Origin of the sequence: Paraburkholderia mimosarum LMG 23256 = NBRC 106338 (assembly GCF_000739815.1) — a bacterium.
GTDB lineage: Bacteria > Pseudomonadota > Gammaproteobacteria > Burkholderiales > Burkholderiaceae > Paraburkholderia > Paraburkholderia mimosarum.
This window is the reverse complement of the sequence record NZ_BBJJ01000028.1, coordinates 44,518-56,490: the sequence shown is the minus strand read 5'-3', so window position 1 is coordinate 56,490 and position 11,973 is coordinate 44,518. Positions and strand designations below refer to the sequence as shown.

Below are 11,973 nucleotides of genomic sequence, written 5' to 3'. Positions count from 1 at the left end.
ATTCGGAGTGCGATATAAGTGTTGCGTGGGCTGGAGTTCGTCATGAGCCTCTCGACATCGGCGCAGCCAGCAGGGGGCCGCAGTTGATCCGCATCGCAGAGGTTTTGCCCTGCATACGTCCCAGCGCGAAAGCGGGAAACTGCTGCGAAGGAAGGCAGCCCCGAGAGTGAGCGCGGGTCACCCCGTTGTCGCAACTGCGACACCCCAGCCAACCAGCAGCGCCGCACCCGCGAAAGGAAGCCATCGCGTTTGCGGCAAGATCTTTTCGAGCATCACGTAGATCGACAGCGCAGCCACCCAAAACAGGTTCATGACGCCGAACACAAAGAGCAACGCCATGAGTAGCCCGCAACAGCCAACGCAGTACGCCCCATGGCGGCATCCCATGATCCAGGCACCGAGGGCGCCGTCGCGCCATTCGCTCAAAAGAAAACCGAACGGGGAAGCACACTTGCCAAGGCACGCGTGCTTTAACGGTGTCAGCTGGAAGATTCCGGCAAGGATCAGGAGAGCGCCACCAAGCAGCGGAGTTGCGCTCACCATCATGGGAGTCACGAGGCGGGCCTCGAGCAAGCCCCACTGCGCGAGCGTCGCCAACAGGCCGAAGCCGGACCACACGGCCAGGTAGCCGAGAACAAATACGCTCGTATTGACATAAGGCAGGCGTTGCGCACGCCTCTGGCGGCTCAGGAACGCGAAACTCAGAACCATCGGTACGATCGACGGGAGCATCATGGCGGCCATCATGATGGCCCACATCGCCAGCACCAGCAGCAGATCGAAGGCGCCCCAATGCGTCATGCGCGGCATGATGGCCATAGTTGCGCCCGCGTCCATGTGCTTCATGCCCCAGCTCATGTAAAGCAGATAGGTCCACGCGAGCGTTGCGGCGGCCGTCAATCCCGAAAGTACGATCAAGCGGTCCCACACCGGTAGCCCTCGCGTCACAAACCCGCGGCGAAACCCAGTCTCAGCCATGGTAGGCAAACGGAGAATAAAAGCCGTTTCGGTCTGAGACTTCTCTGGTAAAGCCGTGATCGGTGAAGCTAAAACGCTTCGACTTCCCGACCACCGCCGCGAATCCCGGGACAGGGGTAAACGGGTGGTTGCTGATGGTGACGTCACCTCCATCCTGACCAGACAACGCTTCGATTTCCATGTCCGCGACATCGGGTATGCGAAGGCTACGACGCTTCCCGTCGAGGTGGTAGTCGATCGCGGCTGGCTTGACGCCCATCACTTCACCGATCATTGGACCCAGCGCGGAGAGCGGGCCGCCGGCTTGACCGGAAAAGATCTTGCCCAATGCCTCTTGCTGCACCGGTGTCCCGCGTTCGTCGAGATATAGGGCCACTCTCCACTTGTTTTGCAGCATGTGGCCTGGCGAATACGCGAAGAGAGCGACGTTGAGTCCGTCCAGCGTCACGTCGGCGAACTCGCCCTGATCGACGTGCCAACCGATCAGCACTGCGCAGTCTCCGTCCGATGGGGGACTGACACAAACGCAACTGCACGGGGCATAGCAGTTGCAGCTTTCGAAATACGTACCGGCAACCTTCCAGCTCTCGGCCATGGCATGACCTCCATCGTTTGACACGAGCAGGGCGCGCGCATAGGGTATTCGAGCACGGCTCGTTTGCAGGCGTCTGTGGCGATTCGGGACGCCGAAGCTGGCGAGCGAATCCATTCAAGTCTAGGTCGGAATGGCTGGCGCGTGGGCCGCACTCATTGTGTCAAAGCACCTGCTTTGCGCACCGCACGCGTTTGCAAGGCGGCTTTCGCGGCTCAAAACGACAAAAAATGGTTGAATAATCGCGACATCAATTGCTGAACCCTGCACAACAACAGTATTCGCCCTCGAACCCTGACTTTCACGTCGCGATATCCCCATGACTATCGATTCCGCTGTCGTCAAAACCTTCGCGCCCACGGGCACGTTGCGCGCCTCCATCAACCTCGGCAATCCGATACTCGCGAATCGTGATGCGGCATCGGGTGAACCGTACGGCGTTTCCATCGATCTTGCGCGCGCGTTCGCGCAGCATCTGGGTGTGCCGCTCGAACTCGTCGTGTTCGATGCGGCGGCCAGGTCCGTCGAAGCCGTGAGCGACGGGCGCGCGGACTTCGGTTTTTTCGCCGTCGATCCGAAGCGAGGCGAGACGATCGCGTTCACGGCGCCTTATGTGTTGATCGAAGGCTTCTATATGGTTCGCCACGATTCGCCGGTGCGCACGAATGCCGAAGTCGATCAACCGCATAACCGCGTGGTAGTGGGCAAGGGGAGTGCATACGATCTTTTTCTCACGCGCGAATTGAAGCACGCGCAGATCGTGCGCGCACCGACGTCTCCGACTGTCGTGCAAACATTCCTCGACCAGGGGCTCGAAGTGGCCGCGGGCGTGAAGCAGCAACTCGAAGCCGACGCCGCGAGAGTGGGCGGCCTCCATCTGCTCGACGAGCGCTTCATGGTGATTCGCCAGGCGATGGGCGTTGCGAGGAGCCGGGGAGAAAAGGCCGCAGAAACGTTGCGTGTCTTCGTTGAGGAAATGAAACGCTCGGGGTTCGTGGCGCGCGCGCTCGAGAACCACCGTATCGCCGGTGCGTCAGTCGCGCCGTTGGAGTGACCGTTTGCGGTTCTCAGTGTGCGAGCCTGCAGGGGAAACAGCTGAACAAGCGGTTCCCCGGTGCCTTGTTTGAAGGTTCACTCTATTTTCAAACAGTATATTTTCATATAAACTATAAAAATGTAGATTGAAGGCTCCGCCATGGACCGTCCTCCCTCCATCGTCGACCTCGCCACCATGCAGGCCGCCGCAACCAACGCCTGCGCGCTGCTCAAGGTGCTCGCCAATCCTGACCGTTTGCTGCTGATGTGCCGCCTCTCCGAGGGCGAGCTGTCCGTGGGGGAACTCGAAGAGGAACTCGGCATCAGGCAGCCGACGCTATCCCAGCAGTTGAGCGTGCTTCGCGAAAACGGCCTGGTGGCCACGCGCCGCGAAGGCAAGAACATCTTTTATTCGGTCGCGAGTCCGCAAGCACTCGCTGTCATGACCGTGCTCTACCAACAGTTCTGTACCTAGCTTCAGGGGACGAATCATGCTGATTGACCTCGCCCATTTCACTCCCGGACTGTCCTTGACCGGCGGACTCATCATCGGCGTGGCGGCCGCCGTGTTCGTGATGTTCAACGGCCGCATTGCCGGCATCAGCGGCATCGTCGGCGGCCTGTTGAGCCTGCCGCGCAACGACATCGGCTGGCGCCTCGCGTTCGTCGCAGGGCTTGTCGGCGCTCCCGTCATCGCGGCCCTGCTCGGCAAGCCGGCGCAAGTCGATATCGAGGCGAACTGGAGCATCGTTCTGGTTGCAGGCTTCCTGGTGGGACTCGGCACCCGCTATGCAAGTGGCTGCACCAGCGGTCACGGCGTGTGCGGCCTTTCGCGCGGCTCGCTGCGATCGCTCGTCGCCACGCTGACCTTTATGGCGGCGGGATTCTTGACCGTTTTCGTCCAGCGACACCTCATTGGAGGCTGACATGGCAATCCTCACAGCACTGCTTTCGGGGCTGATCTTCGGCCTTGGCCTGATGGTCTCCGGCATGAGTAATCCGGCCAAGGTCCTTGGCTTCCTCGACATCGCCGGCAGTTGGGACCCGTCGCTCGCGTTCGTGATGGTCGGCGCCATCGTCGTGGCTTCGCTCGCGTTCTTCATCGCGAGACGCCGCAAGCGCTCGTTGCTGGGCTTGCCCATGCAGCTCCCAACGAGCACGGCGATCACGCCGAGACTCATCCTCGGCAGCGCTGCCTTCGGTATCGGCTGGGGCCTCGCAGGCTTCTGTCCGGGGCCCGCGCTGGTCGCCCTGGGTGCGGGCTATCCGAAGGCCATTGGATTCGTGGCAGCCATGGCGGCGGGTATGGCCGTCTTCGAACTCGTCGAACGGGCGAAAGCTGGCGTGCAACGGGCGTAAGCGAGGGGCCGGGCGACAGATCGGCGCCGCCCCGTTTACGGCCCGGGACTCGTTGCCGGCACGGGGTTCATGGAACGTATTGACGCCACCTCGAAAAAATCGCGATACGCACGGCGTCATAGGCGTCGGCCTCGCCTAAAGTTCGCGTAAGCGTTGCCGAAATACCGGTTATGGCGCGCGACCTCCCTGACTATCCCGACAAACTCCCGATCTGGGCAGAGGCGCGCGCGCTCGAGGCCAGCATTCGCGCGATTCGCCGGGCACAAGGCAAGAAAAATCCCGAGGATTTCCCGGCAGGCAGCCCCGAATGCACGGCCGCCATGAACGAGTTCGTGCGCGATGTCTGCCGCGTGCTCGAGATCGATATCGACACACTGGGCAAGCGCGACGACGAGCTTTAGGCTCCCCTGATTTTCGCGGGCGATGCGGCGCAACGCGCTGTCGAACAACCTCCGTTCCAACGACTCCTGGGCACGACGCCCTGGCAAACCTCGCCGGACTAGCCTCGTGCCGGGAATATCACTTGCGCCCCCCCGGACGATCGATGACGAGTCCACGGGGTGCTTCAGTACTGCTTTCGATCGGCATCCCACAATGTGAACGCGCCTTTCGTATCGCGCCGCGACCGACTAGTCTTTAGCGATATCAAATGGACCGGCACGTGACTGACCCGCAGGAAGCGCGGCGCCGGCCTCAAAGGAGACACATATGGAGCTTGAAACCCGCACCATGGCGCGCGTGACCGCAAGGCTCGTGCCGTTTCTGATCGTCTGCTATTTCGTGGCGTATCTCGATCGGGTCAATGTCGGCTTTGCCGCGTTGCAGATGAACAAAGCACTCGATTTATCCGCGAGCGCGTTCGGATTTGGCGCCGGGATTTTCTTCATTGCCTATTTCTTCTTCGAGGTGCCCTCGAACCTGCTGCTCGAACGCTTCGGCGCACGGCGCTGGATCGCGCGCATCATGTTCACCTGGGGCATCATCGCGGGGGCGATGGCGTTCATCCCCGACATCGCCCGCGTGACCGGCATGTCGAACGCGCATGTGTTCTATGGGTTGCGCATCCTGCTCGGGATCGCCGAGGCGGGCTTTTTCCCCGGCATCATCTTTTTGCTCACGCTCTGGTTTCCCGCGAAATACCGCGCGCGCGTGGTGGGCTATTTCATGGCGGCAATTCCCTTGTCAACGGTGATCGGCGGCCCGATTTCCGGCTCGCTGCTCTCGCTCGACGGGAGAGGCGGGCTGGCCGGCTGGCAGTGGGTCTATCTGATCGAAGCGCTGCCCGCGCTCGTGCTCGCGGTGGCCGTGCTGTTCTACCTGACCGACAAGCCCGCGGACGCAAGCTGGCTTGCCGCCGACGAGCGCCGCTGGCTGGTCGATCGTCAGGCGATGGAGCGCCGGCATCGCGAAACGGTGCGTACGTTCAGCGTTCTCGAGGCGCTGATCAATCCGCGCGTGCTTGCCGTCGCGCTGATTTATTTCGGTGCGAACGCAACGAATTACGGACTGAGCTTCTTCCTGCCGCAAATCGTCAAAGCGTTCGGACTCACGAATCTGCAAACGGGTTTCGTCACGGCGCTGCCTTACGCCGTGGGGGTGGTATCGATGGTGCTGTGGGGCCGGCGTTCCGACCGCCGCCTCGAGCGCAAGCGGCATGTCGCGTTCGCGCTTGCCGTCGCCGCGGCCGGCATTGCGGCGTCGGCCGGGCTCGCGAATCCGGTGCTCAAGATGCTGGCGCTCTCCATTGCAGGATTCGGCATCTTCGGATGCTTGCCGGTGATCTGGACGCTGCCTGCCGCGTTTCTCTCGGGCGCGGCGGCTGCCGGCGGCATTGCCGCTGTCAATTCACTCGGCAATCTTGCGGGCTTTTTCGGCCCCTACGCGATGGGCTGGATCAAGGACAGTACGGGCGGCTTCGGCGCGGGCCTGCTTTGCCTGGCGGGAGCCGGGCTCGTGGGTGCGGGCGCGGCGCTTCTCCTCCATCACGACCCGGCGCTTGAAACGCTCGACGAATCCGCTTATAAAGACTCGCGCGACGAGGGCGGCGTGGTCAGGCAGTGAAGATCGCGTCCGCTCACTTCAGGCGGGCAATTGCAACCGTGGCGGCTTTGCGATAAACCCGCTTGACCTGTGCCCACGTGAGCGGAAACTCGATCAGCCGCCCGCGCGGATTGACCACCACGAAACGCGATTCGTGCTGCGTCTCACGATCCGCCCAACGCGCTTTGTACTCGCCGTACAGCGGGCGAAAATCGAAGTCGCGGCCATTGGCGTGGGCCCATCGCGCGAGATATTCGATCAACTGGTTGCCGACTGAATAGGCGCGGAACGCCTCGTCATAGGTGGTGATCAAATATTCGACGGTTCGCGTGTGGACGAGATTGACCGAGGCCGCCACCGGCTGCCCGTTGACCTGCACGCAGGCGACGAGTGGCGTGCTTGCGAGGTCGATGCGTCGCGCGAGGCCGATGAAAAAATCGCGGACGCGGTCATCCATCAGATAGTGCGATTCGATGCCGCGTTTGAGCGCCCATTGGCGTTTGTTTGCGAATAGCCACATGAGCATGCGTTCGCACTCCTCAGGACTCTCACACCATCCCACACGGACTTCGCCTTCGCGCCGCAGCCGCTTCGCGCTCGAACGCAGCGCAGCGCGCAGCGTCGAGCGCCGCGTGGCGAGGTAGTCATTCCATGTCGGGCATGCACGCAGTTTGATCGAATAGCCGGGCATCACACGCCAGCGCGGCGGCAGGGCGGTCTGGATCCACGACTGCGGCGCGGCGTCGAGCGCGCGCTGCAGCATGCCGCCGTTTTCGAGCAACGGAATGTGAAGCACGTCGGCATGAATTCGCATGATCGCGTTGACGGCCGCATCATAAAGCTCGGCACGCCGGCGATCCGCGATCAACGGGCCGCCGTATTCCTCGCCGCATCCGCAGCCCAGCGCCTGCGCGCTTCGCAACGCGCCATTGCGCACGATCGCAACCGGCCATAGCACGAGCGGGCCGTGTGCGTCGTGCACGCTCGCGACTTCAATCCTCGCGCCACATTTCACCGCCGCCTCGACGGCGGCTTCGCAATACGCAAAGCTGATGAACGGCGAATGCGCTTCAGGTGCGGACAAAAGCGTGCGCCATTGCGGCTCGAACATGCGAAACGCTTCGACGCTCTCGCAGGTGTGCAGTGCGTACATGAGGGATGGGGCCGGCAACGACTCGCGCATTGCGGCGAGGGAAGTCGGCACATGCCTTGCCTTCGTAGTTTGTGATTCAGCCATCAAGGGAGGCGCTGAGGCAGTCCTTTGTCGTGATGCGGCGATTGCGGTCCGCGAAGGCATCGGGTCGGGCGCCGCGTGTGCTTTGCCAGATGACGACGGCTTCCTGATCTTCGGGACCGAAGCCCATTTCGTCGCTCGAGCGCGCGGCGGATGATGGTCGGCTGCGAGCCCATATACGGCCTCAACTGACCGGCGAACTGTGCGCCGCCCTTCGGCGCGACGGGCTCGACGAAGCCGCTCGTTTCCGTGCCGTAGTGGAGGTCGATTGGATGGCGGCGCAGGCAGCCGGTGTAAACCGCGCGCACAACCGGCAGGCTAATGCAGACGCTGCGTACGGGTCGCGCGAACATGGCGCGCAGCACGCTGTCGGGCAGCCGCGCCATCGCGTTCAGCAATTGTTGCCTGAGCGCGCGTGCGAGTGTCGATCGCGGGCCGCCGTATGTCGTCGTTTGTATGGATTCGTGGGTCGTGAACATTCCCGGGAACCGTTGTCTTCCATCGCATCATCGCGCCCTTCGCCGCGCGAGCAACGCCATTCATCGGTTGTAATGCGACAAAAGGGCGCGAAGGGTGGCGTTTCGAATGTCCGTCATATAAACAGACTAATATGGGTGGCCGAAAAACGAGGTAGCCATCACGGGTGACTCCGCGCCATACCGTGAAAGCCCTTTCAATCGGCTTGTTTTCGCGATATCCCTGATTTTTCCGCGGATCGTTTCGTGTCTTAATGGGCCTCACCGGAAATCTGCACATGGGCATTTCAGGCTTTGATCTGCGCAATATTCAACCGGACGAGGCGAGACGATGATCGCGCGAGCGGACACTGAAACGCGCCATAAGCGGTATGCCATGCACCGCCTTTGCCAGGCGATGAAGCGGCTGATGAATGCCGAAGGCGTAGCCGAGCGAATGATGGCTACGCGCTGGGTGAATGCCTGGAGCGCCGCCGTTGGCGAGCGCTGGTTCGCGATGAGCGGATATGGTGGTCTGGGCCATGCCGCGAGGGGGCGTGCCTCATTCAGGGGGCACGCCGGCCGGCCCATGTGATGAGTTGCAATCGGGGTGGCAATCGCGGTTGCAATCGGCGATATGAAACAAAACGCATATTTAATTGACCAGAGGCGGTGCGACACGATATTGTCATATTTTAGATAATATCGCGCTCCCCCTTGGCTCTAGCAGAATACGAAACCACGCATCCCATGAGTGTCGAAGTGGACGGCGTGAGATACGCGGGTTCCTACCGCGTGATGGCCGGTAGCGTCATCGTCTACTTCGAGAACGAAATCAAGTTCGCTCAGTACGGAACGAATCGCCCTGAAATCATTGCGCGCTGGCTGTTGACCGATCTGTGCCGCAAAGGGGAATCCCGCAAACGCAAGGCCGGCAAGCGCTGAAGAGCCGTGCGCGTGCGTGGCAGGCACGCTCGCTTTCTGCGGCATTTGTATTGCCTTCCCAAGCGCCTTCACGACCTGTTCGGCGGCTGGCCGCTTTCATCAACGTTCTGCTGGCACACCAAATCGCCCGGTCGCTACTGGCCGGCAATGGGTTTGCGAACGTCGTCGCTTTTATCGTCGTGCCATTGCGTGCGGATTTTCGTCACGACGGCGGCAGGTAGCGGAATATAGTCCAGTGCCTCGATGGTGGGCTCGCCGTGCATGAAGGCCCATTCGAAGAATTTCAGCGTTTCCGCATTGCGTGCCGGTTGATCCGGCGTGGCTTGCAGCAGTACATAGGTCGCACCCATCACCGGCCATGCGTCCTTGCCCGGCTGATTGGTCAGCACGCGAAAGAGCGAGCCGGACCAGTCCGCGTTGGCGGCCGCGGCGCTGAATGTCCGCAGGCCTGGCTCCACGATAACGCCGGCCGCATTGGTCATGGCCGTGTAGGTCAGACGGTTCTGCTTCGTGAAGTCCCAGGCGATATAGCCGATCGCGCCGGGGAGATAGCCCACGAACGTGGCGACGCCTTCATTGCCTTTACCACCTATCCCAAGCGGCCAGTGAACGCTGGTGCCTTCGCCCACCTTGCGCTTCCATTCGGGGCTCACCTGGGAGAGGTAGTGCGTCCAGATCAGCGTCGTGCCTGAGCCATCCAGGCGCCGCACCACGGCAATCGGCGTGTCAGGCATCTTGATGTCCGGATTGAGACGCGCGATTGCCGCGTCGTCCCAGTACAGAATCTTGCCGAGAAAAATCTGGGCGAGCACCTCGCCGGTCAGCATCAACTGGCCGGCCTTGATGCCGGGAAGATTCACGACCGGCACCACGCCGCCAATGGCAACAGGAAACTGGCGCAATCCTTCCTTGCTCAATTGTTCGTCGGTGAGTGGAGCATCGGACCCGGCGAAGTCGACCCTGTGGGCGGCGATTTGCTTGATGCCATCCGTGGAGCCGGTGCTCTGGTAGATGACTTTTCCGCCGCCGGACTTGTGGTATTCGGCGGCCCAGCGCGTGTAGAGCGGCGCGGCCAGCGAGCTGCCGCACCCGGTCACAACTTCGGCGCGGGACGTCACCGCGCAAATGCCGAAAATAAGCGCGACTATCAGAGGGCGCAAGGGTCTCACAGGCCTCTCCCGTTTTTTAGTTGCTATGGGATATCACGAAGCCCGATGGCCCGCAATTTTTCAATTACACGACGATGGCAGCCAGGATTCAAATTGAATCATGCTATCGCGTGGCGGTTGGAGCATGAAATATGGCGCGATTGGCCATTGAATCATTCAATATCGTCCGGACAGACGGCGAATGAATGATGAGGATAACAAACAAAATAATCGAATGCGTCCGGCGTTCGGCATGCAATGACCGGGGATGATAAGCGTGCTCAGCGCCGCATAGGTGCAACGAATCTTTCACAAAATATCGCTACGGTAAGCGGGATTGACCGGGTGTCCGTCTTGACAAAATGCTTTTAACCTCTTACGGAGACGTTACGAATGGCCATCACCACGCTTCGCAGCACATTTTGCGGCCCTCGTTTAGCCGCTCGACCCGCATGTCTTTCCCTTGCCGTTTTTCTCGCCTTTGCCGGTGCAGGCGCGCCTGCGCAAGCTGACGATTCGTTCTTCGGCGATTCGGGTCTTCTCGTCGTGAGTCGCAGTGTTTATGACAATGCGTCGAGTACCGTCACGCCGGGCATGGCCCTGCCGCCCAACTGCAATAGTGCGCAGGCAAGCTGCCCCACGGGCGGCGCGCCCGATGACGGCACCTATCCGACCGTCTGGAACAACGCACTCTACGATGCGAGCTTCGGCATCGCGTCGCGCATTTTCCTCGACGCCATCACGCCGGGCGGCCATGTCGTCCGCACGCTGGAAGTGCCCAATAGTCTGCACCCGGGCCATGACCATGATCAGCTCGTGACGAGCTTCAGTTCCAAGTCCGAACTCTCGCTCAATCTGTCGAGCGACGGTCGTTACCTGACGTTCATGGGCTACGTTGCGCCGGTCAACACGATCGACGTGTCGAACTCGAACACGCCAGGCGCGATCGACCCGACGAATCCGGACGGCCAGGCGTTCTATCGCGCCGTCGCGCGCCTCGACGCCGAGGGGCACTTCTCGTTCACCGAAACGAACGCGTATAGCGGCAACAACGGACGTAGCGCGCTGCTCAACAACGGCAAGGACAACGGCAAGGGCAACGGCTTCTACTACATGGTCGGCAATGCGGGCAACGGCGCGAATCCGCAGCCGGTGGACGTGATTCTCGGCGCAGGTGCGCAATTCATCGAAGCGACGAAGCAGCAAGAGGCGCAGCAAACCCCGGGTACGCCTACGCCGCTCGCGAGTTTCTCGGTCACTCAACTCGGCGCAAAGGCCGACAAGGTGGGCAAGGACGACAACTTCCGCGGTCTCACCGTCTTCAACAACGTGGTGTACTTCACGAAGGGCAGCGGCGGCAACGGCGTGAACACAGTGTACTTCGTCGATACGACGGGCAAGGCGTGCCCCTCGGGCGGCGTCGGCGTGCCGGTCGCGGGCGCGAAACTGCCGGCCAATCCGCTTGCGTACGACGCATCCACCGTGGCGGCCAATGGTTTGCCGAGCAACGTATGCGTGCTCGCGGGCTTTCCGGCCACGCCCAACAAAACGGCGACGAAGCTCGCGTACCCGTTCGGCGTCTGGTTCGCCGATGCGAACACGCTCTATGTCGCCGACGAAGGCGACGGCTATGCGGGCGGCACGGACCTGTACACGCACGCCGCGCAGCAGACCACCGCAGGCCTGCAAAAGTGGGTGTACAACGCGGTAACGAAGTCGTGGAAGCTTGCGTACACGCTGCAAAACGGCCTCGATCTGGGGGCTGCGTACACGGTGCCGGGCTACCCGGTTGGTACGAACAGCGCGACACGCTTGCCGTGGTCGCCGGCCACGGACGGGCTGCGCAACATCACGGGCCACGTCGGGCAGGATGGCACGGTCACGATCTGGGCAATCACGTCCACGGTGAGCGGCAACGGCGACCAGGGCGCGGATCCGAATCGCCTCGTCGCCGTGCGCGATGTGGTGCGCAACACGACCGCCTCGGGCGCTGCGAACGAGCACTTCGTCACGCTGCGCGAAGCCGGGTTTGGAGAAGTGCTGCGCGGCGTGTCGCTCGCGCCGGGCGCGCTGTCCGGAAAGTGGTTCTAATTCGGATAACCAATTAATTCTGCGGGAACGGCTGGGCGCGCGTGATGCCCAGCTTTTTTCATGTCGCGTTTCACATCAACCTTGTGTGCATAGACC

The 11,973-nt window shown here is 61.7% G+C and carries 14 protein-coding genes; 8 read left to right on the top strand and 6 right to left on the bottom strand.

Features of this window, described 5'->3' with window-relative positions:
- Positions 1-177 precede the first annotated feature (177 nt).
- The gene (locus BMI01S_RS20775; protein WP_202905074.1) at positions 178-819 is read right to left on the bottom strand and encodes a DUF2182 domain-containing protein; all 642 of its coding nucleotides are present in this window, start codon (positions 817-819) and stop codon (positions 178-180) included.
- A gap of 151 nt (positions 820-970) precedes the next feature.
- Positions 971-1,573: a DUF1326 domain-containing protein gene (locus tag BMI01S_RS20770; RefSeq protein WP_028231646.1), complete on the bottom strand. Its 603-nt coding sequence runs from the start codon at positions 1,571-1,573 to the stop codon at positions 971-973.
- A gap of 316 nt (positions 1,574-1,889) precedes the next feature.
- Here BMI01S_RS20770 and BMI01S_RS20765 point away from each other — a divergent pair, with 316 nt between their 5' ends.
- The 6 genes from BMI01S_RS20765 (at position 1,890) to BMI01S_RS20740 (ending at position 6,025) form a co-directional block, all read left to right on the top strand.
- Complete coding sequence (locus tag BMI01S_RS20765; protein ID WP_028210937.1) at positions 1,890-2,624, top strand: ABC transporter substrate-binding protein; 735 nt, start codon at positions 1,890-1,892, stop codon at positions 2,622-2,624.
- Between the two features lie 141 nt (positions 2,625-2,765).
- Entirely contained in the window at positions 2,766-3,080 is a 315-nt protein-coding gene (locus tag BMI01S_RS20760) for an ArsR/SmtB family transcription factor (RefSeq protein WP_028210938.1), read from the top strand.
- Between the two features lie 16 nt (positions 3,081-3,096).
- Positions 3,097-3,531 (top strand): YeeE/YedE family protein, encoded by a 435-nt coding sequence (locus tag BMI01S_RS20755; protein ID WP_028231647.1) that lies wholly within the window; start codon positions 3,097-3,099, stop codon positions 3,529-3,531.
- Between the two features lies 1 nt (position 3,532).
- Positions 3,533-3,964: a YeeE/YedE family protein gene (locus BMI01S_RS20750; RefSeq protein WP_028231648.1), complete on the top strand. Its 432-nt coding sequence runs from the start codon at positions 3,533-3,535 to the stop codon at positions 3,962-3,964.
- Positions 3,965-4,134: 170 nt separating this feature from the next.
- Positions 4,135-4,365, top strand: a complete 231-nt coding sequence (locus BMI01S_RS20745; RefSeq protein ID WP_028210941.1) for a hypothetical protein — start codon at positions 4,135-4,137, stop codon at positions 4,363-4,365.
- A gap of 307 nt (positions 4,366-4,672) precedes the next feature.
- Complete coding sequence (locus BMI01S_RS20740; RefSeq protein ID WP_028210942.1) at positions 4,673-6,025, top strand: MFS transporter; 1,353 nt, start codon at positions 4,673-4,675, stop codon at positions 6,023-6,025.
- Positions 6,026-6,038: 13 nt separating this feature from the next.
- Here BMI01S_RS20740 and BMI01S_RS20735 read toward each other — a convergent pair whose 3' ends face one another.
- The 3 genes from BMI01S_RS20735 to BMI01S_RS40950 all read right to left on the bottom strand — a co-directional run bounded on the left by BMI01S_RS20735 (position 6,039) and on the right by BMI01S_RS40950 (position 8,237).
- On the bottom strand, positions 6,039-7,208 hold the full coding sequence (locus tag BMI01S_RS20735; protein WP_161635539.1) for a GNAT family N-acetyltransferase: 1,170 nt from the start codon (positions 7,206-7,208) through the stop codon (positions 6,039-6,041).
- Between the two features lie 25 nt (positions 7,209-7,233).
- Positions 7,234-7,368 carry a hypothetical protein gene (locus tag BMI01S_RS43100; protein ID WP_255217817.1) on the bottom strand — a complete coding sequence of 45 codons (135 nt, stop codon included), beginning with the start codon at positions 7,366-7,368 and terminating at the stop codon, positions 7,234-7,236.
- 656 nt (positions 7,369-8,024) lie between these two features.
- Positions 8,025-8,237 carry a hypothetical protein gene (locus tag BMI01S_RS40950; RefSeq protein WP_154671318.1) on the bottom strand — a complete coding sequence of 71 codons (213 nt, stop codon included), beginning with the start codon at positions 8,235-8,237 and terminating at the stop codon, positions 8,025-8,027.
- Between the two features lie 206 nt (positions 8,238-8,443).
- On the opposite strand from BMI01S_RS40950, the gene BMI01S_RS20720 reads away from it, so the two are divergent.
- Entirely contained in the window at positions 8,444-8,638 is a 195-nt protein-coding gene (locus BMI01S_RS20720) for a hypothetical protein (RefSeq protein ID WP_028210945.1), read from the top strand.
- Between the two features lie 134 nt (positions 8,639-8,772).
- Here BMI01S_RS20720 and pstS read toward each other — a convergent pair whose 3' ends face one another.
- Positions 8,773-9,807: a phosphate ABC transporter substrate-binding protein PstS gene (gene pstS, locus BMI01S_RS20715; RefSeq protein ID WP_028210946.1), complete on the bottom strand. Its 1,035-nt coding sequence runs from the start codon at positions 9,805-9,807 to the stop codon at positions 8,773-8,775.
- A 525-nt stretch (positions 9,808-10,332) separates the two neighbouring features.
- On the opposite strand from pstS, the gene BMI01S_RS20710 reads away from it, so the two are divergent.
- On the top strand, positions 10,333-11,877 hold the full coding sequence (locus BMI01S_RS20710) for a hypothetical protein (RefSeq protein WP_244145384.1): 1,545 nt from the start codon (positions 10,333-10,335) through the stop codon (positions 11,875-11,877).
- Positions 11,878-11,973 lie beyond the last annotated feature (96 nt).